Source organism: Parabacteroides sp. D25 (assembly GCF_000307475.1).
Taxonomy (GTDB): Bacteria; Bacteroidota; Bacteroidia; order Bacteroidales; family Tannerellaceae; genus Parabacteroides; species Parabacteroides distasonis.
Genome location: NZ_JH976508.1, coordinates 88202 through 113721, shown reverse-complemented (window position 1 = coordinate 113721; position 25520 = coordinate 88202). Strand labels below are relative to the sequence as shown.

20 protein-coding genes are annotated in these 25520 nt (G+C 41.0%); 4 read left to right on the top strand and 16 right to left on the bottom strand.

All coding sequences use genetic code 11. From position 1 onward, the window contains the following. Positions 1 to 22: 22 nt before the first annotated feature. The gene (locus HMPREF0999_RS19155) at positions 23 to 1150 is read left to right on the top strand and encodes a glycosyltransferase (RefSeq protein ID WP_005864127.1); all 1128 of its coding nucleotides are present in this window, start codon (positions 23 to 25) and stop codon (positions 1148 to 1150) included. Between the two features lie 43 nt (positions 1151 to 1193). On the opposite strand, the gene HMPREF0999_RS19150 is transcribed toward HMPREF0999_RS19155, so the two are convergent. The 13 genes from HMPREF0999_RS19150 to HMPREF0999_RS19090 all read right to left on the bottom strand — a co-directional run bounded on the left by HMPREF0999_RS19150 (position 1194) and on the right by HMPREF0999_RS19090 (position 16287). Further along, positions 1194 to 3698, bottom strand: a complete 2505-nt coding sequence (locus HMPREF0999_RS19150; RefSeq protein ID WP_009276678.1) for a YfhO family protein — start codon at positions 3696 to 3698, stop codon at positions 1194 to 1196. Positions 3699 to 3721: 23 nt separating this feature from the next. Further along, complete coding sequence (locus tag HMPREF0999_RS19145) at positions 3722 to 4483, bottom strand: glycosyltransferase family 2 protein (protein WP_009018694.1); 762 nt, start codon at positions 4481 to 4483, stop codon at positions 3722 to 3724. After that, positions 4480 to 6336: an RNA-binding domain-containing protein gene (locus HMPREF0999_RS19140; RefSeq protein ID WP_008781070.1), complete on the bottom strand. Its 1857-nt coding sequence runs from the start codon at positions 6334 to 6336 to the stop codon at positions 4480 to 4482. The genes HMPREF0999_RS19145 and HMPREF0999_RS19140 overlap by 4 nt, the downstream gene beginning before the upstream one ends. Before the next feature lie 94 nt (positions 6337 to 6430). After that, positions 6431 to 7687 carry a glycosyltransferase family 4 protein gene (locus HMPREF0999_RS19135; RefSeq protein ID WP_009276677.1) on the bottom strand — a complete coding sequence of 419 codons (1257 nt, stop codon included), beginning with the start codon at positions 7685 to 7687 and terminating at the stop codon, positions 6431 to 6433. Continuing rightward, positions 7684 to 9027, bottom strand: a complete 1344-nt coding sequence (locus tag HMPREF0999_RS19130; protein ID WP_009276676.1) for an ATP-binding protein — start codon at positions 9025 to 9027, stop codon at positions 7684 to 7686. Before HMPREF0999_RS19130 ends, HMPREF0999_RS19135 begins: the two co-directional genes overlap by 4 nt. 14 nt (positions 9028 to 9041) lie before the next feature. Continuing rightward, positions 9042 to 9977 (bottom strand): hypothetical protein, encoded by a 936-nt coding sequence (locus HMPREF0999_RS19125; protein WP_009276675.1) that lies wholly within the window; start codon positions 9975 to 9977, stop codon positions 9042 to 9044. Positions 9978 to 9983: 6 nt separating this feature from the next. After that, complete coding sequence (locus tag HMPREF0999_RS19120; protein ID WP_009276674.1) at positions 9984 to 10853, bottom strand: glycosyltransferase; 870 nt, start codon at positions 10851 to 10853, stop codon at positions 9984 to 9986. Positions 10854 to 10855: 2 nt separating this feature from the next. Then, on the bottom strand, positions 10856 to 11983 hold the full coding sequence (locus tag HMPREF0999_RS19115) for a glycosyltransferase (protein WP_009276673.1): 1128 nt from the start codon (positions 11981 to 11983) through the stop codon (positions 10856 to 10858). Next, positions 11980 to 12903: a glycosyltransferase family 2 protein gene (locus tag HMPREF0999_RS19110; protein ID WP_010185618.1), complete on the bottom strand. Its 924-nt coding sequence runs from the start codon at positions 12901 to 12903 to the stop codon at positions 11980 to 11982. Before HMPREF0999_RS19110 ends, HMPREF0999_RS19115 begins: the two co-directional genes overlap by 4 nt. Positions 12904 to 12908: 5 nt before the next feature. Beyond that, on the bottom strand, positions 12909 to 13514 hold the full coding sequence (locus HMPREF0999_RS19105; RefSeq protein ID WP_009276671.1) for a glycosyltransferase: 606 nt from the start codon (positions 13512 to 13514) through the stop codon (positions 12909 to 12911). Between the two features lie 48 nt (positions 13515 to 13562). Further along, the gene (locus tag HMPREF0999_RS19100) at positions 13563 to 14060 is read right to left on the bottom strand and encodes a hypothetical protein (RefSeq protein WP_009276670.1); all 498 of its coding nucleotides are present in this window, start codon (positions 14058 to 14060) and stop codon (positions 13563 to 13565) included. A gap of 22 nt (positions 14061 to 14082) precedes the next feature. Continuing rightward, positions 14083 to 14847 (bottom strand): hypothetical protein, encoded by a 765-nt coding sequence (locus tag HMPREF0999_RS19095; protein WP_009276669.1) that lies wholly within the window; start codon positions 14845 to 14847, stop codon positions 14083 to 14085. A 3-nt stretch (positions 14848 to 14850) separates the two neighbouring features. After that, complete coding sequence (locus tag HMPREF0999_RS19090; protein ID WP_009276668.1) at positions 14851 to 16287, bottom strand: lipopolysaccharide biosynthesis protein; 1437 nt, start codon at positions 16285 to 16287, stop codon at positions 14851 to 14853. Between the two features lie 455 nt (positions 16288 to 16742). Here HMPREF0999_RS19090 and HMPREF0999_RS19085 point away from each other — a divergent pair, with 455 nt between their 5' ends. From HMPREF0999_RS19085 to HMPREF0999_RS19075, 3 genes are all read left to right on the top strand, one after another. Continuing rightward, a complete protein-coding gene (locus HMPREF0999_RS19085) occupies positions 16743 to 17186 on the top strand; it encodes an HU family DNA-binding protein (RefSeq protein WP_009276667.1) in 444 nt (147 codons plus the stop codon). 147 nt (positions 17187 to 17333) lie between these two features. Next, positions 17334 to 19874, top strand: coding sequence for an ATP-binding protein (locus tag HMPREF0999_RS19080; RefSeq protein ID WP_010185621.1), 2541 nt, complete (start codon positions 17334 to 17336; stop codon positions 19872 to 19874). A gap of 11 nt (positions 19875 to 19885) precedes the next feature. Next, complete coding sequence (locus HMPREF0999_RS19075) at positions 19886 to 21115, top strand: DUF917 domain-containing protein (protein WP_009276665.1); 1230 nt, start codon at positions 19886 to 19888, stop codon at positions 21113 to 21115. Here the strand turns inward: HMPREF0999_RS19075 and HMPREF0999_RS19070 are convergent. The 3 genes from HMPREF0999_RS19070 to metG form a co-directional block, all read right to left on the bottom strand. Next, positions 21100 to 22116, bottom strand: coding sequence for a Gfo/Idh/MocA family protein (locus HMPREF0999_RS19070; RefSeq protein ID WP_009276664.1), 1017 nt, complete (start codon positions 22114 to 22116; stop codon positions 21100 to 21102). The genes HMPREF0999_RS19075 and HMPREF0999_RS19070 overlap by 16 nt on opposite strands. After that, the gene (locus HMPREF0999_RS19065) at positions 22113 to 23243 is read right to left on the bottom strand and encodes a DegT/DnrJ/EryC1/StrS family aminotransferase (protein ID WP_009276663.1); all 1131 of its coding nucleotides are present in this window, start codon (positions 23241 to 23243) and stop codon (positions 22113 to 22115) included. The genes HMPREF0999_RS19070 and HMPREF0999_RS19065 overlap by 4 nt, the downstream gene beginning before the upstream one ends. A gap of 71 nt (positions 23244 to 23314) precedes the next feature. Continuing rightward, on the bottom strand, positions 23315 to 25354 hold the full coding sequence (metG, locus tag HMPREF0999_RS19060; protein ID WP_009276662.1) for a methionine--tRNA ligase: 2040 nt from the start codon (positions 25352 to 25354) through the stop codon (positions 23315 to 23317). Between the last annotated feature and the right edge of the window lie 166 nt (positions 25355 to 25520).

Genomic DNA, 25520 nt, shown 5'->3' with positions numbered 1-25520 from the left:
CAATTCTTAATTTTCAATTACCATGCGTTTCGCTATTCTCTCCCCCATTTATCCCTATCGTGGCGGTATCGCCCAATTCAGCGGGATGCTCTATACGGAATTAGTAAAAGAAGGTCATGAAGTAAAGGCTTTCAACTTCAAACGTCTTTATCCGGATATCTTATTTCCCGGCAAGACTCAATACGTAGAAGCGGGAGACCGTGCGATCGAAATCGAGAGCGTGCGAGTATTAGATAGCGTCAACCCGGTTAGTTATTTCAGTACCGTAAACGCCATTCGTTCCTATGCGCCGGACGTACTGATTATCTCTTACTGGATGTCCTTTTTCGTTCCCGGATACGCCCACGTAGCAAATCGGATGAAAAAGCATTGTAAGGTAATCACCCTTATCCACAACGCGATTCCCCATGAGCCGCGTTTCTTCGACAAGCCTTTAGCTTCGTTACTTTTCAAGCAATGCCATGGCTTTATCGTGATGAGCGATAACGTGCGGTATGATTTGCGGAAACTTTACCCGGGCGCTAAATATATCCAGAACCCACACCCGCTTTATAATCATTTCGGGAGTAAGATCAACAAGAACGAGGCATGCCGGAAATTAGGAATCCATCCGTCCAAAAAGAATCTTCTATTCTTTGGACTGATACGGGATTATAAAGGATTAGACCTGCTGATAGAAGCGATGGGACAGCTTAACGAGGATTACCATCTCATTATAGCCGGCGAATGTTACGGTAGTTTCGAGAAGTATCAGGCTCTGATCGATGCATCTCCGGCAAAAGAACGTATATTCGTCCACTGTGAATATATCAGCGACGAGGAAATCCCCATTTATTTCTCAGCGGCGGATGCCTTAGTACTCCCCTATCGCTCCGCCACTCAAAGTGGTGTCGTATCCGTAGCCTACAATTACGATTTACCTATGTTAAGTACTCCCGTAGGCGATTTCAAGAACAGCATCGAAAAGCCGGGTACAGGCATCGTAGTGCCTGAGATATCCGCAACGGCCCTCGCCCAAGGTATCGAGGAACTTTTCACCCCCTCACAGCAAGCCACCATCCCTGCGAACATATCCAAAGAAAAAGCAGCTCTCTCGTGGGAAACCCTAACGAGAAAACTGCTCGATTTTATCAATAGCGGTTTCATCTAGTTGTAGAGACGGGGTGTGCCCCGTCTCTACAACCAACCGGAATTTATATCTCTTTTTGCTTTCTAGCTTTCCAAACCGAATATCCTACCGCACCAATCAATAACAACAAGATAATCAACGAACTGAAAGAGGTAATATAAGCCGCCGTAATATAACCTTGCGGTCTAAACTCAAATACGATCTGATGCTCTCCCGCAGGAACTAACATAGCTCGTAATATCCAATCCGCCCGGAAATGCGAAGCGGGCTTACCATCAATAGTTACCTCCCATCCCGGTTGATAATAGATCTCTGAGAATACCGCTAATTGCTCAGAATTCGTCTTCGTCGTATAAACTAATTTATTAGGGCGATAACTATCCAATGTTATCGTAGCAGTAGAGTCCAATTGAGGCGTGAAACCTTTCACCTCATCAGCGAAACGTTTATCGACAACCGCCGTCGTTAACGGATTGATCGTATTCAACGCCGCTATTTCCGCATCCGCATTCTCCACGACCTCCACTTTATCCACAAACCAAGCGTTGCCGAAAGCAAACGGATTCCTCAAAGGCGGTTGCTCCGGATTATAGATAATATAACGTGTATTGAGCATATTCAAGGACGGGCAAGCAGCGAACGCCCCCATCAAATCCTCTGCGGTCTGCGCTTTCTGGAAAGCCCCGATAACCGAGTTAAGCTCTCCTTGCAGACGGTGGTCGATCAGTTCTTGGTACCGTCTCAGCTTCGCAGCGTAATAACCACCGACGGAATGGTGATAGTACGAGGTCGTTGTCTCCAAGAAAGGATTATTCAAATTCAAGACACGATAAGAAAGGTCCTTATCCTTCATGATTTCTTGATCGGCTACCGTCTCTTTATATACCTCTGTAGGTTTCTGGCGGATAAAGTTACTATCGTTCAAATACCGTTTATCCACCGTCCATAAGTCAACCAACATCAAGACCGCAACACCGATCCCTACGAATGTCGCCACCTTTTTCCGATCTTTCGAGGTATAGAACCAGAACAACAAAGCCGCCCCTAATAAGATAAAGACCAAAGAGCGCAACGCATCCGCCGAAGCCAAGGAAGCACGATCCATTAACAAGGCGTTGTAATACCAATCCGGCAACTGATATTGAGCGTCGAAAGAAGAACGGAAATCCAACAGCATACTCGGCATCAACCAAAGGATTAAAGAAAGCCCCCCCGTGATAGCCAAAGCAGCGATCAATCCTCTCTTCAACAAGGCATCGCTCACGGTCTCGGATAACACCTCTTTCAATCCCCATATAGCGATAATAGGAAATACCATACCCGGAATAACCAATGCCATCTCTACGGTACGGAACTTATTATACATCGGCAAGTAATGGAACATAAAGTCATTGAAGTTATCAAAATTACGTCCCAATGCCAGCAATATCAAAAAGACAGAACCTCCGAATAACCACCATTTCATCGGATTCCGGATCACGAACATTCCCAGAACAAACAAGAAGCAGACCAATGCCCCGAAATAAACCGGCCCGGAAGTAAATGTCTTCTCTCCCCAATAGGTAGGAGCCTGTACCTCTTTTCCGACTTGAGCGCCTTTCGCCCTTAATTCCTTATATAACTCAGAATCCGGGCCTAGCATTCCACCCGAACTTCCACCATAGGCATTCGGAACCAACAAGGTCAACAACTCCCCTTTTCCATAGCTCCAAGCGAACGCATAATCCTTGTCCAAGCCGGAAGAGATCTTCTCGCCCGAAGGGGTCGTTGTCGTTAATTCCGTAGCCCCACGGATAGAGTTCTGTCCCAAATCCCATTGAGCATACATATTCTGGGCATTCGGCAACACCGCCAATATCACGCATCCAGCCATAATAGCGGTTACCGTACCCAGTTCTTTATAAGCTTTTTCCTTCAGTTTATTGAACAAATATCCCAAATAAACGAAGAAGCAAAGTAATAATAAATAATAAGTGATTTGCAGGTGCGTATTCGCGATAGAGAAAGCGACACCCAACAAGAACACGACCGCCCCCCATAAATACTTACGCTTGAACAACAGGGCCATACCCGCCAACGTTAATGGCATATAAGCGATTACATACGCTTTCGTGACATGGCCGGCCTCTATAATGATCAGATTATAAGACGCTAAAGCGAAAGCGATAGCACCAGCGATCGCCAACCACCAATTTACGCCCATGACACACATCAAGATATAGAAACAAACGAATCCGGTAAACACCATCCCCGCATCCATATACCCCAGCGCTTTTAAAGGCTTCTCCACTAAAAGATATCCGGGAAATCGTGGAGCCGGATTTCCATATCCCGACACATAAGGCATTCCGCCAAACATAGCATCAGACCATGCGCTGAATTCTCCCGGTTGGGCCGTCTTCTCATATTCATCCATCTGGCTATTCCCCATACCGATAGCCTTTTCCGTATCCCCTTGCCGGACGACTTTACCCTCAAATACGGCCGGAGAAAAATAAATCACCGTCAATACCAAGAATACGGCTATCGCTGCGATATGTTTTCCCCATTTACTCATTATACTCCGCATAAAACTTATCTATAATTTATTGTTTATACTCTACCTTTAAACCATTTGGCAAAATAGAATCTCACGGCGAACCAACCATGCAACAGAATCGTCGACACCTTGCCATAATACTTACACATGACCTCATATCGCTCCTTTAAGGAAGCTTTCCGGTTCACACTACTTAACCCTTCCTCCAAAAAATTAGACAGGATCAAACGTGTATTATGTATTCTTTTCGATCGTCTCAGACATTGGATACACCAATCATAATCCGCCGTCAAACGGTATTCCGTATTATATAACGGAGCGATCTCCCGTTTTGATATAAACGACTGGTGACAAACCAACATTCCCATCCGGAAACTCTTCCAAGTCAGTTTCTCCGGTGCTTTCAATCTGCGCATCCCTAATGATCTACCCTCCGCGTCAACGATCCGGGTTTCTCCGTAAATCACGTCTGGCAAAGATACTTTCTTTTTCAAAGACGCCACAATTCTTTGCACGGTATCTGCGGTATAAAGTGTATCCCCCGCATTCAGGAACCACACATAATCCCCCGTAGCCCGCTTCAATCCCTTATTCATAGCATCATACAAGCCTTTATCAGGCTCGCTTATCCAAGAAGCGATACCGGACTCATATTGCTTGATGATCTCTACGGTCTTATCCTTCGACGCTCCGTCAATCAATATATACTCGATATTCGGATACGACTGGCTAAGTACGCTCAATATCGTACGCTCCAACCATCGCTCCGCATTATAGGTGATCGTTATGATCGAAAATGTAGGTTGCTGATTCATTGTTGTTTCTTTTTATATGCTTGATTAGGATGATTTGGAGTAGTAGGATATAAACGTTCTAAAAGCCCATCTTTCAATAATTGAGATACTATCTTATTCTTCAGATATTTTGAAGTACGTCGGGTTTTTACCGCAATCTCCTCGATTGTTAAATACCTACTTGAGCAAATTTCTACAATATAAGACTTTAATTCTGAGCTTTTAATTTCTTGCATATTTCTGCCAAGGTGTCCATCTTTCTTGTCCGAGGTGTCCATCTTTTCATTAAGGTGTCCATCTTTCTTGTCCGAGGTGTCCATCTTTTCATTAAGGTGTCCATCCAAGTTCTCAAATAAACTTCCTTGTTTAAGTCCTATTCCCTTATTCAAATGATAAGAAGTCCAACGTCCCTTATTCTCTGGATTTAAATATCCTTGCGAACATAAATCTTTTAACATAATAGATATCTCCGAGGAATGTTTATTAAGTAAACCCTGTAATCGAAGATTTGAGACAACCCCTTCTATCTCAGCGGTAGACAATATAACCAAAGCATCCCCATACATATTACGAACATCCTTCCCAAATATATATTCTAAGTGCTCCAAACTATCCTTAGGCAACAATACTTCCATTTTTAAATCTAGACAAACACGATCCGGTCTATTGGTCATAGATATAAACGGTTTTCTCCAATGCGCACTAGCCCAAGCCGACATTATCCGAAGACTACCCGACCCTGCTTTTTCACCATAACCTAATAAAGAGAACATGGTTTGTATCGTAGTATTCCTCGGGACACTACATCCTCCTTTATAATACTGTTCCAAAGGAACTAACATATAACCCGGATTCACGAACAGGAATCGATCCGGATATTTCTTTATAACAATTCCTCCCTGCCCCCTATAATCCGCATGAATAATACTGTTTGCAAAAGCCTCACGCAAAGCTTCATGGATAGCACCTTCATCACGTCTCCTCCCATTCTCCAATAAAAATGGTTTGGGCAAAGAAAAACTTAATTTAGGCCATACCCTATGAAAAAATTGAAAAAGATTAGCCTCCCATGTACCATCTGGATATATACGGTCTATCCAGCGACTCCCTTGATTGGATATCTCTTGGTAATCGACATGATAGTCCGGGAAAAATTCTTGTATTGATTGTGTTTTTCCGAACATCAATAATCCTGCGGCAGTTAAACCATAAGTTCCTGTCGCTCGATTTACTTTCCAAGCTCCCAACCTCTGCAAAAAAGGAAGATTATCAAGTGTCAAAAAGGGATGCATGGGTTTAACACTTCGAAGAATATTTCGATATTGATCTAATGTTGGCAAATCCAAGTCCTCTATCGTCGAATGTTCCAACACAAGAGAATCGGGTTTATCAGGCAAGGAATCTGCCAACATTCGCTTTACTTCCTCTGGCATGCACCTATAGTCTCCAGTATGATCTCGCCTATAAGTTCCTTTTAACATATCCGTTCCTATATAAACCGGACGATAACGAAAACTTGCGGGAGGCACCCTTATGATTAATACATTAATATCATCTTTCACCTTTTCTATACGAACATCCTTAGCCGTCAAAAGGTTAACGCTCACTTTTTCTTTATTGTTTATCTGATTCCAAAAATCATCAAGCCACTTACGCACAACATCCTCTCCTAAACCATCCAAATAACAATAATTATCTTTTTCGGAAACGCCAAGAATAATTGTACCTCCCTCGGAATTAGCAAACGCAGAATAAGACTCCCAAAGAGACCGAGGAAGCCCCCCCTTCGCACTTTTGAACTCCAGATCATACGATTCGTTCAAAACGCCTTTTTCTTCCAATATCTCTAAAACATTTGATAAATACTCTTTCATCTCATAGCATTCCTTCCTATACTATATAGTAACTTCCATTTTTCACAAAAGTAACTATATTCTTGATATAGATGAAATATCCAAAGAATTCATTCTAAGGCGAAGTTAAACTCCGATACAAATCAATATACCTCCCCGCTACAACCGATTCTTGATAACAATCATGGACCTTTCGAATGCAAGCCTCACTTAATTGTAAAGATTCCCGGCTATCTATTATCCACTTAATTCCCTCCGCTAAATCTTCAGTATCCTTATATTTAGCTACATACCCATTCTTCAAATGATCTATCATCTCTGGAATCCCTCCTGTCTCAAATCCCACACAAGGCGTACCGCATGCCATCGACTCCATAATCGTATTGGGTAAGTTATCCTCCAACGAAGGAATAACGAACATATCGGCACAGGCATAAACGGAAATCATAGAGTCTTGATCCGATATATATCCCAGCGTATTCACCTTAAAAGGAAACTGGCTAATCAATTCTTCCGAGCTATTTCCCATCAACACGATTTCTATGCGATCTTGGTATTTCTCTTTTAGTTTTTCGCAAGCCTCGATCAAAAAAATCGCTCCCTTCCGGGTATCTGAAAGCTTAGCGGCGGCAAAAAGAAGAAGGAACTTATCTTCCGGCAGGCCGAATCGTTTACGGGCCACCCGCTTTTCCATACGCTTAAAGGCTGTCACGTCAATCGGGTTAGGAATCGAGGTAAAACAGGCTGTTCTCAACCAATTGCCTTTTTTGGCCTCTTCCATTATCCATCGGCTACAACCGACAAATGTAATCTTAGATAACCCTATTTTCCCTTTCTCCTTAAAAACAGAAGCCGCTAAATCAAAAAACGGATTTCGTTTCAGCATCGGGCACTGATAACAATTCGATATATACTTCTCACATCCTCCCGGATAATGACAAATAGCCGTAGCAGGCCACAAATCATGCATAGTCCACACAATGGGTTTTCCGGTATTTACTAATTTCTTAATATCAGAAAGAGATAGAAATCCTTGATTAACCCAATGCAGATGAATCACATCCGCCTGTTGCACTAATGGGTGCTTCGATAAGTCCGTGCCTGTATTGGCTATGGAAACTTGAAAGAGGTTCTTCTTGCTAAAGAAGTTACAGATAAAGATTATCAGTCGTTCCCAAATGAAACGAAAAGAATTAAGCCTATGTGAAGTCCATGAATTATTTACAGAGAAAACTTTTACATGGTCTGTTTTCCGATCACGTACTAACATAGAAACCTCTACACCAGATTTACCCAATGCTTTCGCTAGTCGGTTCGCGGCGACTGCCGCTCCACCAGTTAATTCAGAGGTATTTAATATCAATATCTTCATGACTTCTCTATTATTTTCCAATAACCATTTTTATCTGCACCTACACGTTCTATGTAATTCTTATCTTTCAACGCCTTCATTATTTTGCGAATATATTGTACCGTTAGCCGCAACTCCGCAGCTAATTCTAATTGAGTAACAGATGGCTTATTTGCAACGAGCCTATAGACAGCTCTCTCTGTATCAGTAAGCTCATTTACCCGCTCATTTACCCGCTCATTTACCCGCTCATTTACCCGCTCATTTACCCGCTCATGAGAAAAAGTTAAGTACAAAAATCCCATCTTATACTCATACATAGGAGCGGATAATCCCTCAGCTACGCAGTTATCAATAATACGTTGTGTTCCCCGCCCCCAACTTTCAATAAAACCTGCCTTGTAAAAGACATCCGCTATCAATTTATTATGAGGCCTAGAGGGGTGAGATCGAGATAAATCCTCTACCGTGATATCTTGTAAACGAGCTTCATTTCCTATCACCAGTTTATTTTCGTAAACACGAATTTGAATTTCGGAAGAAACAAAATATTCTCGATGGATAATCGAATTCAATAAGGCTTCCCGCAGAGCCTCGTAGGGATAAACCAGTTTCTCACGCCTATGAATCCCCTCATACGATATATAACTTAATAAATATTTCGTTCGCAATATATCCAAAGCCCGATCCACCTGCTGAATCAGGTTCCCCTCGATAATATCGGTTGTCAGTACCTCCGTATCGGTAAGGAACTTTCCTATTTTAATACGAGCTTGTAACACATATCTCTGCACGTTCTTTCCAAACAGGACCACAGCGGCTCTCTTGAAACGGCCTCCTACGACCAAATTCAACCTCTCCATTAAAGCCAGCAGATCCGTTTCCTGCTCAATGGAAGGAACCCGATCTTTAGCCAATAGCTTAAAACGTTCTACAGTCTCGGTATCTATGTCCTCCAATGAGAAATCCTCCTCGATCACACTTTCCCATGTCAACCCCATTTTCGCAGCCAAGAACATATTTAACTGATTCCCCTGTAACTCGGAAGTAACGCTTCCACTCCGGGTATAATACCGTCCATGCACGGAAATCGGCATGGCAGAAGGTTGGACTTCTATTTCCAAATATTCTTTACCAGCCTTCTCCCTCAAATGGATAAGAGGCATAATACCCGTTTTCTGAGCGATAAAGTTCGGAAGTTTCTCAATCAACTTCTTTGGCTGCTCTATCCCTACAACTTCTCCTTTATCATCGATACCGATATATAATACACCACCCTCCGTATTACAGAAAGCTGATATATAACGGGTATATTCGTCATGCCATGACTCCTTAAATTCGGTATGTTGGTTTTCTCTCATACTCCAGTCTCCATTTACCAAACTACCCAATGATCAAAATCCACACCACTACAAATCGACGGATTTCTCATACCTTGAAACATTCCTATATTAGAATTATAGGTTCCTACAAATCGCTCTGATCGGTTCAAGATCTCCATTGTGGCAAACAACAAAATCATATTCCGATCTTTCTCCTGAAAACTCTCTTTATCCGCAACAGACTGAACATATCCTCTTTCCAAAGGAGAACATAATGTCCAAACATTCCAATCAGGATATTTCTTTTTTATATCTTCAATAACAGTATAATCATCTGTGGCTACAAATAAATTCTTATTTTTCGTACCTAACTTCTCAAAATATCGTTCTAAGGAATAATAAGGACTTTCTACAATTTTATCACCTCTCCTCACATGGATAGATACATATTTATCAGGGAGGGAAAGAGTCTTTAGAATTTCTTTTATTCTTTTATTCGTAGAATCATTATATTTCCAAGTTAAACAGACAAGCATAGAGCATATCTCCTGCGTACTTCCTCGAAATCCCAGCTCCGGAATAACGTGTCTTTTTCGATACCTCAATTTATCCCGGCATTTGCCAAAAACATCTTGCGTTAATAACTCTTTTTTCCAAAAACTCATATATGAAAAAAGAGAATGTACAGCTAATCGATCAAAACGTTTAACAACTAATTTCAAAGAATATCTCCAATCTAACGTTCTATAGTGTAATCTATTATCTACTACAGAATCACAAAAACTATCAAAATAGCCATTCCAACCAAACTGGGTGTTAAAATTCGCACCATTTGATGATAGTTTGAATTGAATCCGGTTTTCTAAGCAATACAACATTGCCAGAATCATATTATTATATTCAGAAAAAAAACCAGAGTTGAGCCCTATCTTAAATATCAGAACTCTCTTAAAAGATTTATTTATTCTCCTATATTCATCAATGGACATATCTTTTTATGACTTTAGTTGTTTATTTGCGACCTCTACTAACTCAGAGACTTTACTTGAAGAAAATTTATACATCTCATACAATTTCCCTCGATTCTTGATTTCTTGAAATCCCATCAACCCCTTATTCCAAATACGCATTCCACCAGCGATCATGGACTTAAAGCCGGCGTTATACCACCCTACTTTCAAGCCACACAACCACGCACGTAGACACAGCTCGCAATCATCGCATTGAAAGGGAGCAAAAGAGAAATCAATATGTCCCAAATGATCTAGGAACAATCTCTTGTTTAACAACATAGGGGCCCGGTTTACTGCATGCACAAAATAAAAATCTTTATCTCGTAGTCTATCATCCTTATACAAATCCACATATCCCCACTTTTCCTTATCATCGGTAACAAATTCCAATCCATTCAAACCACCGAGAATAACCATATCCGGATATTTCTTAAAATAAGAGACACCCTTATCAACCCAATCCAGATCGGTTATCTCATCATCATCCTGCATTAAAACAATATATTCGCCATTCGCAAAACGAATGGTTTTATCATACATCACATTCTCATATAAATCATTAGCTCGTACTAAAAATTCATTACCACGAGTAAGATACCTCATAAGAGACTTAGTATGTTTGTACTCAGAACCATCATCTATTACTACGATCTCAGCGTTCGGATACTCACGTAATTCGCTGACAATACGTTTGACTCCCACACTTTTATTATGAGATTCTATAATAAAGCTAACAAGTGGTTGATTGGTATATCCTTTCGCCAACCAATCCTCATAAGTTTTCTGCTTTCTTTTAAAAACACGTTTCGCCAACGCCCAATAAACTTTCTCCCAATATAAACGAATATCCATTCTTACTTATCTATTATAGAATTTAACTGATTAAAAAAAGAGGTTATATACAGATCGTAACTATAACACATATTATTTGCTTTTAACGATATATGTCTCAGATCCTTACAACACTCTAGACCTTGCGCCAATTTCTCCGCAAGATCCTTTTTAGATGCCGGATCAAAGAGATCACCATTTTTTTGCGGCTCAATCAAACAAGCCGCACCCGCAACAACAGAGCATAAGGTATAACAACCAGCCAATAATGCCTCATTCACCACCGCTCCAAAACGCTCATAATAACTTGGCAGCACAAATATCTGACCGACATTATAATAAGCATATAGATCCTTACCTTGCTTTTTCCCTGCGAAAATCACATGGTCAGCCAATCCATTTCTCTCCGCATGTCGCTCTAAAGCGACTCGCTGATCACCATCACCCACAAATAAAAGAACAGCTTTAGGATACCTATCTACGACCAAGGCCAAGGCATCCAGTAAAAAGAATAAATTCTTGATATCTATTAAACGCCCAACAAACAGCAGAACTTGCCTTCCTCTCAAATGATACGTATCCTCCAACATCTTAGAAACAGGCAACGCATTCTCCAATAGCAACCTAAAATCTTGATCTTTTTGGATAATCGGGAAAAACAAAAATTTCTGCTTCGCCTGAAAGTGTTTAACATACCAAGACAACACATCGTCGTTTGTCAAGATAATACCACTGTAAAACTTAACCACAATAAAACGCATACATCTTTTCACAAGAGTTGCGCTTTCAGCAATCTCTTTGCTATCATCACAGATCGTAAAAATAGACAATTTCCAGTTGAATAGAAATTTATAAACCAACAATAATAAACCCAATATATTATACTCACTACAAAATACCACATTCGGCTGTTCCTTCCTCAATATCGAGAAAACCTGCGTCCTTAGATTCTTAATTCCAAATAATCCCGGAGCCAAAAAATGGGGTACGAACTTCAATCGTCCTCTCAACTTATCTTGAGCGAAAGATTGCTCCAATACATCTCCAAACTCAAAATAGAATATAGCATCAAACTCCTTATTCAAGGAATTAAAAAAATCTACTCGATAAGGAGCTATCGCCGGATGAAAAACCACTAGCTTCTTTTTCATTTCAAAATACGTTTTATTCTTTCGGAGTTCCAGACCTCCCTGTTCGTCTCTAGTTTCATTTTCCAGTAAGCCCCTCTTTTCCGATTTCCCAACAAAAGAAACTGAAAAATCCGAACATAACTCTTCAGTTGCGTAATGGCAAAAATCAATCGACACCCAAATTTACCATAAACCTTCCGGAAATAAATATATTGTCCCTCATACAAGAAATAAAGACGAGATTGTTTTATATAAGAGGCACGCCCCTCCAAATGTGTGATTTGAGCCGAAGGCACTGAATATATATCCCAACCCGACCGATGAATCCGAAGACATAATTCTGTCTCCTCATAATTCATGAAGAAATCCGCATCAAAACCTCCTACAGAGGATAGCACCGTTCTCCTTACCATCAAATCCGCACCTATCACAGAAGCAACCTTTATCGGCTTTCCTTCATAATTAAAGAATAAAGAACGCCTCGACGAAATACAAAGTGAAGGTATATATAAGATCCCTAATAGTTCCCATAAAAAAGACGGGTATTTACGGCTAAAAGAAGTAGTAGCGTTTCCCTCTTCATCATATAGGTTACCTCCACAGCCCCCTACAGACGGATTATCCTTCATGAAACGACAAAGTATATCTATCGCATTATTCCGTAAAACTGTATCTGGATTCAGAAATAACACAAAATCACCTTGAGCCTGCTCAATCCCCAAGTTATTTCCTTTACCAAATCCCAGATTATCAACTGACTGAATACATATTATTTCCGGATAACGGTCTTTTATCAAACGAAATGATTCCTCATCACAAGCATTATCGACAACAATAATCTCATAACTTATGCCTAAGGTTCTTTCTTTAATGGATTTGACACTATCCAATATCAATTGTATAGTTCTATAATTGACATATATAACAGAAACATCCACCATCCTTATTACAAAAATTTGTTCATCACTTTTTCTTGTTTTCTCATAATCATATCCCAAGAGATATCTTCTTTATCATAATTTTCATACACATCAATACAAATTTCTCCATTGATGATTTTTTGACAAAATAAAGCGAGTTCCTTATAATTCTCTTGGGCTATCAAACAACCATATTTCCCATTCTCTAATAAATCTTCCGAAGCATCCAATTCTGTTGAAACAATATAATTTCTAAATCTCTTAGCCTCTGTTAGAACTAAAGGATAGCCTTCAAATCTCGATGTTAATATAAAAACCTTCGCCCTATTATAGAACTCCCATAAACTCTTTTTATCATAAATTGGACCCACAAAAAAGACTGATTCCTTTTTTGACGGGTTTCTCATAAAAAAATCCTTCAAAAAAAAGTCCAAATCCTCTGAAATGCTACCTATCAAATACACTTTCCAATCCCTAAGTTCCATTAAGTCCAATGCGTTTAAAAGCATTTCCGTATTTTTCTGATATGTTCCCAATCTACCTACCGTAATCATTATATTCTCTTTATGTCCAAAATCCTTCTCTACAATGGACAGAGTTTTCAATGTTTCTTCATCAAAGCCATTTGGCATTAACACCAATTTCAGTTTTATATCATAAACATCTATAAATTCCTTATATTACCTATCATATAAGCATTGAGTCTCTACCGTTAATAAATCCACTTGCCTTAAAGTTCTAAAAAATACTTTATGTTTCAATCTCTTAAATAACGAAAGAGAATCAGAACTAAAGAATAATGGATCTAGATAGCCATCTAACTTGACGGCAGTAATACCTTTTGGATTTATCATTTTATATAACAGCACAAATAAAGCTGTCATAAACGTAAAATGTATCCGTAAAAGGATATCAATCTCTTTGGATTTTCTAATTAAGAAAATTAAAAAATTCCATTCCCGATATAAGAACCAGCTAGATTCTTTCCCCTTAAAAGGAAGCGATTTTAGGGTTACATTTCTATATTCACTTGGAAAATTTTTATTTGAAGATGTCTCAGGATATACAATCATGGCTTTCCCTCCCACACATTTAGACAAAGTATAAGGAAATAGAAAGACATCTTTTCCAAAATGCTCTCTCTCAAAATGATTAAATATCAATACTATCTTTTTCATAACTACATGAATTGATCATTATTTAGCTCCTCTTATACCAAGTAGATTCAATATTTGCTGTTTGTTGATAGTATAATGAATCTTCCGGCATATGATTTTCTCTCTCATACCAAGGCATATGTTTAGCGACATAAGGATACCCCATCCGAATTTGATTACGGAAAACACCTAGGTGCTTCGTTACAAAAGGTCTATATAAGGCAAATGTCGTATCAATCATGGCCTCATAAAGTAAAAAATCATCACCATGTATCACTTTTTGCCAACTATCCGATTGAGTATTCCACACTGCTTTCCAATTTTCTTCCGGAATATCTTTCACCTCTAAGGCTGGCCCTACTTTATGTACTTTCGAATATCGTCCTAATATAGAATAAGCCTTTTCCAAGATATCAGCTGGGCATTCATCCGATAAGACAACATCTGAATCTGTATAAACGAAATAGTTTTTCCTGAACTTACGGATCAAACCGGAATCCCATAAAGCATTATAACCCACATTTTTATTCAAATAAAAAACAGGATAAATGCATTCTTTACTATAATAATCCAATAGTGGAGGATAGGTAGAATCATTATCAATAATATATATATTATTGTATCCTCTTTTCTCTAAAGAGGATATCAACATTTTCATATAAGTTAATCGATTCCTATTATTAATAATGATCGGAATATTTTTCACATCAAGGCAATTAGGCCGTATTAGCTGATTAATCAACCACACACCCCAATAAAAGAATGCGACCTTAATCTTAAAGTACAAATGATTTATATATTGCTTCATGTTTCACTTTTTTCTTAAATAGGTCAATGCCTCTTTAAATATCACTGAATTACCTAGCCACATAATTACCACATAAGAGAGTACTGACAAAACGATCTTCAAGATTAGCAATAGCAACATATCTTCTATCTGATAGGTCAACACCCATACGATAAAAAATGACAAGAATGTAGCGAACAAATAAGGTAACATATCCTTTATCACATATATTAGGCCCAAACAGATAAGCCGTGAGGCAAAATAATGCCAAAATAGGATTCCCAAGAAGTAAACGCTGATGTAAGCCCCTAACATATAATATATACCATAACGCAGAAAAGCAAACACACAGAGAAGTTGTATCATCCCAACAAAAACAATACCCCACATATACAAATCAGACTTCCCATGAGAGATCAACAGGTTTGAATATAGATTCCATAAGAAACTCACCGCTCCCCATATGCAAAAAAGTTGTAGGAAGGGTACGCTGGGTAGCCATTTATCCCCGATAAGCACACAGATAAATTCTTTCCCGACAAAAGCAAGACCAAGCATCACAGGAAAGGATACAAAGGAGCCAAAACGGACCATTTTCCTAAACACATTCCTTTGCCGGCACAAGTCATCCCCCACCGAGACAAGAACCGGTTGAGCGACACTATTGATCATCCCTGAAATAAACGTATTGCCCATACCCTGCCATTTATTACCTTGAGAATAAAATCCTACTTGCCGAGCATCATAGAACCGCCCTAATAATACAGAAAATATATTCGTATTAATTTGGGTAAACACATTGGTCAAGAAGAGCTTCACGCTAAAAGAGAACATATGCCTCAATGGGGAAAAATCAAATTCAAATGTAGGACGCCACGGCGAGACATAGCACTTCAGCAAAGAATTAATCGTCACGTATGACATACTCTGCAAAGCGATCGCCCAATAAGCGAAGCCATTTAAGGCGAGACTAACCCCTATAATCCCCGAGAAGAACAAAGACAGAATATCAATTTTGGCCTGTTCCTTAACCATCAGCCTTTTAAACATGACCGTATAAGGAACGGAAGCAATCCCAGAGACGAAAAAGCTAATGAACAAAACACGGGATAAAGCTGTTAGTTCCGGTCGGTGATAGAACTCAGAAATCAACGGCGCAGCCAGAAACAGCACTAAATATAAAATCAAACCGATAAAAAAGGTAAACCAAAACACCGCATTATAATCCTTATGAGTCGCATTTTGATTATTTGTTAGCGCTACCGTAAATCCACTATTGATAATCGTACCAGCAATTCCACTAAATATCGCCAACATCCCTACCAACCCATAATCCTCCGCATTAAGAATCCGAGCCAGATAAATACCAAACAACATCCCCAACAACTGCTGCACCCCATTGCTCACCCCTCCCCAGAAGAGCCCTTTCGCTGTCTTATCTTTTAGTGATTGTTCTGCCATTTGATATTTACGGTAAAAGTGCCACAAAGATAAACATTTACTCTTGGGTAACGGGCAAAACCCGGAAGCTTTTCATACTTTATGTATAAAATAACAAATAGTACGTATGGAAATATGAATTAGTATCAATAGAAAACACCAATTAGTATCAATAGAAATCCGGATTTCTATTGATACTAATTAAAAAGTCTCGCACCTATCAGATATAATAAACTAATAATCAGAAATATACAAAACACACCCATTCTAATATAGCTTATTGTACATTTTTACATTTTACTAGTCTTGTGAACTAAAGGAAGCGAAACAGGCACTCGTAGACTAATAGGCACATACACGGACATTGACAGACATAAACCGACACAGACCGATTTGCCTCATACGGCTTGCGATACCTTTGTCATGTTTTCGAAAACAAGGTAATTCATTTAATCATCTTTTAAAATTCAGGAATTATGGCAGTAAAGTACAGATTGATCGAGAGAAAGAACTTGGGTAACGACAAGACAGAAACACCCAAGAAACAGTATGCGCAAGTGGTCTATGGAGATCTTGTAGAGTTCGAGACTTTCCTCGAGGAAGTGGCAGATGGAAGTGGAGTAGGCTCCGCCCAAGTCAAGGCGGTACTCGACCGTATCAATATCGTGTTGAAACGAAATCTCTCGCAAGGGCGCAGGGTGAATGTAGGCGAATTGGGTAATTTCCGTTTTGGGGTAGGCTCTACGGGAGCCGCTACCACCGAGGAGTTCTCCAATAACCTGATTAAAGAACCGAAAGTGGTCTTCAGCCCGGGAAAGGCTTTGCGGGTATCCAAAAAACTCGCCGTTTTCGAAAAAGCGAAACTTCCCGAAGCGGAGAACCCAAGTGGAGGAGATAGCGAGAGCCCCGACGAGATCTAAAACCTAAGTATCCAGAGGATTTATGCCCTCCCTGCATAAATCCTCACGGTACAAAAATGAAAATAAAACATCTTTTCAGTAAACCACTTTCTTTTATTGAATATTTTTCACATCTTTGTTTCATTACTAATCGTTGAGTATAGTATTATGGAAGAACAATTATCTTTTATAAGAAGAAACAAAGAGATCGCTTTGCTGGAAAATTCATTAAAAAAGGTTTCTAGCCAAAAAGAATTACAAGTCCAGTTTATAACAGGAGAAGCAGGGACTGGTAAATCAGTTCTCATACAAACTTTCTTAAACGACATAAAAGAGACAGAAAGAATAGTGATTGCCTCTTCGTTCTGCAGCATACCTTCCGAATACAATATTCCGTATCAACCTTTTAAAGAAATACTTAAGCAACTGATAGAGGATATTCAAGAAGACTCGGCCAATAAGAGATGGAGTAAGGAAAACCTAAAGGAATTACTTAGTTTCTCTACCTCCATGTTATTGACCCATGCGCCGGACTTGATAGGTAGTTTAATTCCGGGAGGTAGTATCCTAAGTGGAATTAGCCAATCAATCATTGAGAAGACAAATATTCTTGAACGGCTAAAAGCGCAAAAGACAGGGGAAGACGTATCTATAGACGAATCGAAAATCATCGAGCAATTCGTTAATTATATGCGTGCCATTAGTGAGAAATATACCATTGTCCTATTTATTGATGACCTACAGTGGATCGATAAACCGTCCGTCGAATTACTTTATCAGCTAATCGTATCCTTACGACGTTCTTCCCTCATGATTGTCGGCTGTTACCGCAGTGAAGATATCGATGGCTATACTGGCGAAGGGCGGCATCCTATGCAAAAGCTTATCAATGAAATAAAGATAGCTTTCGGAAATGTTTTCATCCAATTAGATAATCTGTCAGAGGCCGACAGAAAAGATTTCATGAATCAAATTCTTGACAGGGATAAGAACCAGTATACAGCATCTTTCCGAAAAAAACTATTTGAGCGGACGAATGGTAATCCATTGTTTATCACGGAAATGATGAACTTGTTCAAAGACGAGGGGGTTGTTTATCAAGAAGATGAGATCTGGAAAAACCAAAAGAACATGGAGTGGCATGATTATCCGATCCGGATTGAGGGTATCATTGAAGAACGGATCAGCAACTTAGAGGACTCGCTGATGGAAATCCTTTCACACGCAAGCGTTCAAGGTCCGAATTTCATACTTCAAGTATTATCTAGAACCCTAAATGAATCGGAACGGAATTTGCTGATGAGCCTTTCCAAAAAATTACAGAAACAGCATCATCTCGTTATGGAAGGAGATTGCGTACGGTCCGGAAAACAGTTTGTATCTAAATTCTATTTCTCTAATTATATATTCCAACAATACATTTATCAAGAACTTAGCTTAACCCAACGCATGGTCTTGCATTCGGATATAGCAACTATATTACAAGAACTCTTCAAAGACAAGATAGAAGAAATGGCTGGAGATATAGCGTATCACTATGAGATGTCCGGTGAATACGACAGCGCATTGAGGTTTATCATGATCTCCGTGAACGCCATGATGAAAATATCGGCGTTTGAGAACGCTATTCCTCTGTTGAAGAATATGTTGAAGTATCTGGATGATCTTGCCGATGATATGGAGCACGACCGGATCCGTCTGGAAGCCACCGTAAAACTGGGATTATGCTATCGCAATACGATTGGCTGGGGGAGTAAGATCCCGATGGATCTATTCACGGAAGCAAACCAGCTAAGTAAGAAAATCCAGTGTTTCGATTACATGGATACCATCACGTATTGCATTTGGATTTACTACTTCATGCAAATAGATCTGGACAAGTGCGTAGATCTATGTGAGAAAAATATCGCCCAGACAAAGGAATCCGAGAATTTGATCGGTCTGCAGACCGGTTATATTATGCTTATCAATACCCTCTTCTGGATCGGAGATTTCAAGAGGCTAAAATTATTTCTTCATGAGTATGAGGTGTTGATTGACCAAATGGGAGAAAACGTGAGGCAAGCTACTTCTATCAATAATCTATTCTACTTTATGTTCGCCTCTATTACGGCTTTTGAAGCGGGAGAATATGAGGTGTTCAAGAAATTAAGCCAGGATATGGAAGATCGGTACACCTCGGTAAAGGATTATTTTGTCCTAGCTATCTTTTATCATGTCGTGGCATGGAACGAGCTTTTGCAAGGGAATTACGAACGCTGTGAGGAATTTGCCCTCAAAGTCCACAAAACCTCTGAAGATCATTCTTTTTCTTACTACACTGCGGTCAGCAAATTGTTTTACGGGTTCACTTATGCCTTAAAAGAGAAAGAAACCGGGTTAAGTATTCTCGAAGAAGGATATAAAAGCCTCATACCTGATAAGACCTCGACAACTGATATCACTCATCCTTTCTATACTTATTTATTAGGAATGGTCCACTTGAATTATAATGATTATAGATCTTGTTTAGATATAATAAACATGTCATTTCCTATCATAGAAGCTAATAAGGAAAAATGTTACCTCGGGGAGCTTTACTTCCTAAAGGCAAAGTGCCATAAAGCTCTTGGCGATACGGAAAATATGGAAGTCGCTATAAAAAAAGCATTGGATATAGCGGATGAAACAGGAGCCGAGCATGTTAAGCACTTATTGAAATCAATATAATACGACAAACCATGAAAAAGAAAAATGAACCTCTTAAGCAAATCGACCTCGAGAATCTAGTCAAGGGAGCTACATTCCTAGCTAGTGGCGGTGGTGGAACGTATGATAGCGCGATGCTATTTGTCCAAAATTTCACAAAGAAGCATTACGAACGTACTGAGGTTTCCATCATCGATGTAGATGATATTCCGGAAAACGACTCTAAATGCGCTATTGTTTTAGCTTATTTAGGTACCCCTACGAAACTAAAAGATGCCGTTACACCAGATGCGGCTATCCAGTCGGTCAATACAATCCAAGAAGAACTCAAGAAAAGAGGGAAAGAACTCGGTTATATCGTGCCAATTGAGGTAGGAGGAATCTCGACTCTTGTTTCTTGCCTTGTCGGGGCTAAATTGAATCTTACCGTCATTAACGCTGATGGCGCAGGCAGAGCCGTTCCCTTATTGCAGATGACAACTTTCGCGACGCATGGAGCCGATGTAAATCCTTGCGTACTTACCAACAGCTCTGACTATAAAATCGTATATGAAGTAAGCGATAGTCGTGAAGCTTCTGCCTCTACCACGATCGAGGCTCTGGCACGATCAGCCCTAAGCATGCGTGAATTCGACCAAGTTGGTGGCATAACGATGTGGACGATGGACCGGGCCTTAATGAGCAAAGCCATTCTGATCAAAGGGACAATAACAAAATGTATACAATTGGGAAAAATCATAGGAAACGAACAATATTTAATAAAGCCGAATATCTCCTCTATCCAAAATGTACTTAACACTATTAATTACCACTCTCAAATCGTATGTCAGGGAAAAATCCTAGACGCAAAAAACACCGCTATCGGAGGTTTTGATAGCGGGTTGATGACCATCCAACAAGATCAAACCCCAGAAAATCTTATCAAGATTATTTTTCAAAACGAAAGCTTGATCGTTTGGGATTCCGGGCAAGGAAGTCCTTTAGTCACAGCCCCAGACCTGATCAGTTATCTGATTATACCAGAGGCGACTCATAAACGGCAATTAGTATACTCTAATAGCGATATCATTGATCCAAGTACACAACAGCTAAAAGAGGAGTTAAAAAATGCAGAGATCATCGTTCTCACGATGAAAGCACCACAAACATTGCTTGATCAAGAGTCCAATTTAATAAGCAGCTCTGTATTAAAAAGTTTTCACGAAGTCTTGCAGAATGTCGGATATTACGGGGCTTGCATATCCTTTCAAGAAGAAGCATAAATCCTCTGAATGATATCCACCACCTTCATGCCTTCCAACACGTTGGTCGTTATGATCTCGCCCGGAGCGCCGGAAAGGACGTTGACTACGTTACGGATCACGAAGTTGTGGTTCTGGGCGGAGCCTTTGTAAGGGCCATAATCATTGCCGGGGTTGGTAGGAGCCAATTCCGGCATCTCATAATCCTTGATATGGCAATATTCCACCTCATTCATGTATTGTCCACCGATCTTCACGCTTCCATTTTCCGCCACGATCAACATACTGCTCTCCATATTCTTATTCCACACCGCCGTTGAATAACTCAAGCTTCCCATTCCTCCGTTCACGAAATTGAAATTGACGAAACCGGAATCCTCGAACGCCGTTAGCTTCTCATGGTTGAAATCAGCGAAACGGGACTGGATATTGCAAATATCCCCGAATAACCAATACATAATATCGATGAAATGGGAGAATTGAGTGAATAAGGTACCTCCATCCAAGGCAGCGTCGCCATGCCATCCTCCGGGTTTATAGTAGCGTTCGTCACGGTTCCAGTAGCAATTCAGCTGCACCATATAAATCTGGCCTAATTTTCCGGACTCAACCATCTCCTTGATCCAGACCGAAGGCGGGGAATATCGGTTTTGCATTACGCAAAATACCTGCTTACGGAATCTCAACGAGGTATAAACCACTTTCTCGGCATCCGCCAAGGTCAAGGCCATAGGCTTTTCTATGACCACATGATGTCCACTCTCTATCGCTTGGATCGCCATCTCGGCATGTAAGCCGTTAGGTGTACAAATATTCACCACATCTATATCCAATCCCAAACGGAATAGTTCATCTATATCCCGGGCGAAAGGGACCGCATAAGCCTCGATCCCCAGCTCCTCTTTCGGACGGATATCACATAAAGCGACCAACTCCGCTCCTTCATCCCGGGTAATCATCTCGGCATGACGCTTACCTATATGACCACAGCCGATCACGGCGAAACGTATCTTCTTATTCATAAAACACTCTTTATAGATTCTATAATATAAGCCTGCTCCTCTTCTGTCATCTCCGTATGAATCGGCAAGGATAATACGGATCGGCTCAAGCGAGAAGCGACATTCAAATCCCCGGAAATCCGGCATCGCCCCCTCATCACCTCTTGCTCCTGCAAAGGCAATGGATAATAAATCATAGAAGGAATGCCTCGTTCTTTTAACGCAGCTTGTACTTGATCCCTCTTTTCTACAGCTAGCTGTACCGTATATTGATGATAAACATGCGATGAAAAGGCTGATTTTAGTGGTTTGCGTACAGCATCCAATCCGGAAAAGGCAGCATCGTATCTAGCAGCCACTTTACAACGAGCGGCGGCAAATTCATCCAAATACCGAAGCTTAACATCTAAGACAGCGGCCTGCAAGGTATCCAAACGGGAGTTGCAGCCCACCAAAGCATGATGATATTTTACCTTTTGCCCATGATTGGCGATCATTCGCAGTCGTTCGGCCAATCGTGCGTCGGAAGTAAACATCGCCCCACCATCACCATAACAAGCCAACGGTTTCGAAGGGAAGAAGGAGGTCGTTCCTATAGAGGCGATCGTACAGGCTTTCTTCACCGTTCCATCCGAGAAAGTATAATTAGCACCGATGGACTGGGCATTATCCTCGATCACATATAGATTATGACGGCTGGCAATACGCAAGATCGGTTCCATATCACAACACTGGCCAAAAAGATGAACTGCGATAATAGCTCTCGTCTTTTCAGACAAGGCATCTTCTATCTTTTCCGGGTCTATATTGAATGTACCGGGATCTACATCCACTAATACCGGCACTAGGCCAAGAGCCAAAGCGACCTCAGCCGCGGCGATATACGTAAAAGCAGGAACGATCACCTCATCGCCCGGATGTAAGTCTAATGCCATCAAGGAGATTTGCAAGGCATCCGTACCGTTGCCGCACGGGATCGCATAAGGAATACCTAAATAATCTGATAAATGGTTACAAAATCCCTTCACCTGAGGGCCATTGATAAAGGCGCAAGCATTTATCACCGTTTGCATGGCGGGATCGATCTCACTACGCAAACGTTCATACTGCTTCCGCAGATCTACCATCTGTATCTGTTTCTCAAGCATCTTATCCACTCAAAAATAGGGCTATCCCATCGTTAAAACGGAATAGCCCCCTCATTATTGCGTCTACCTTATTATTTCACCTCGCTACCCGGTTTCACCTCTTTCTCCGGAGTGATAACGGCCAGCTTTCCATCGAAATTCTCGGCGGAGAGAATCATACCCTCGGAAACAATACCTTTCAGCTTACGAGGAGCTAAGTTAGCGATGAAGCAAACTTGCTTGCCTACCAATTCCTCGGGTTTATAATGCTGAGCGATGCCCGATACGATCGTGCGTTTCTCCAGGCCATCGTCGATACGGAACTGAAGCAGCTTATCCGCTTTCGGAACCTTCGTGCATTCTAGAACCGTACCCACACGGATATCCAGTTTCATAAAATCATCGAACTCAATATTCTCACGGATCGGTTTCGCCTTATAATTCGCTTCCTCATTCGCTTTCTTCGTATCCAATAATTTCTGCACTTGGGCCTCGATCACGCTATCCTCTATCTTCTCGAACAACAACTCGGCCTTGCCCAATTGATGACCGGCCTCCAATAGATCCGTAGCACCTAGGCGATTCCATCCCAACGGCTCTACATTCAGCATCTTGTTCAGTTTCTCCATGCTAAACGGCAAGAACGGCTCAAAAGCGATCGCCAGATTAGCCGTAATCTGCAAAGCGATGTTCATGATCGTAGCGACACGAGGCATATCCGTCTTCGCCAACTTCCAAGGCTCCATATCAGCGAGATACTTATTTCCGATACGGGCCAGGTTCATCGCCTCTTTCTGAGCGTCACGGAAGTGGTAGGTATCCAACAGGCGTTCCACGTTCTCTTTCACATCCGCGAAATCCTTCAAGGTCTGGCGATCATAATCTGTCAACTCGCCAGCCGCCGGCACCTTACCCTCGAAATACTTATCCGTAAGGACTAACGCACGGTTCACGAAGTTCCCTAAGATAGCGACCAACTCATTATTATTACGAGCCTGAAAATCTTTCCATGTGAAATCATTATCCTTTGTCTCCGGCGCATTGGCCGTCAAGACATAGCGCAACACGTCTTGCTTGCCCGGCATATCCACCAGATACTCGTTCAACCAAACCGCCCAGTTGCGGGAAGTAGAGATCTTGTCCCCCTCCAAGTTCAAGAACTCATTAGCGGGGACATTCTCCGGCAAGTTATAAGAACCTTCCGCTTTCAGCATGGAAGGGAACACGATACAATGGAACACGATATTATCTTTACCGATGAAATGGACCATTTTAGTCTCCGGATCCTTCCACCAAGTCTCCCAGCTATCCGGCAACAACTCCTTCGTATTAGAGATATAACCAATCGGAGCGTCGAACCAGACATACAGCACCTTTCCTTCCGCCCCTTCCACGGGAACAGGGATACCCCAATCCAAATCACGACTCACCGCACGGGGTTGCAGTCCCATATCCAGCCAGCTCTTACACTGTCCGTATACGTTCGGCTTCCATTCCTTATGTCCCTCTAATATCCATTCACGCAAGAACGGCTCCCACTTGTCTAAAGGCAGATACCAATGCTTCGTCTCACGCATCACCGGCTTGCTGCCACTGATAGCGGATTTCGGATCGATCAAATCCGTCGGGCTAAGAGACGTACCGCAAGCCTCGCACTGGTCACCATACGCCTTCTCGTTTCCACAATGCGGACAAGTACCCGTGATATAACGGTCGGCCAAGAATTGCTTCGCCTCCTCATCGTAGTATTGCTCGCTTGTTTTCTCGATGAATTCACCTTTATCATACAATGTACGGAAAAAATCCGAGGCCATCTGATGATGCATAGCGGAAGTAGTACGAGAATAGATATCAAACGTGATACCGAACTCCTCGAACGATTTCTTGATAATACCGTGGTAACGATCCACCACATCCTGCGGTGTAATCCCCTCTTTCTTCGCTCTCAATGTGATGGGTACCCCATGCTCGTCCGAACCTCCAATCATCAACACTTCCTCTCCCTTCAAACGAAGGTAACGGGCATAAATATCAGCAGGCACATATACCCCGGCCAAATGGCCGATATGCACCGGTCCGTTCGCATACGGCAACGCCGTAGTAATCAGCGTTCTCTTAAAATGTTTTTCCATACCTTGTGTTCTCTTTTTGAGGGGCAAAGGTACGGAATAATTTGGTTAGATAAAAAAGATTGGAATATCATTCAAGGATGGATATATTCCTCTTTCGATCGCATAGTATATATTGCCGATCAAGACATAATAGAATAATCAACAAATGTCTCATGTCTTGTCCTTT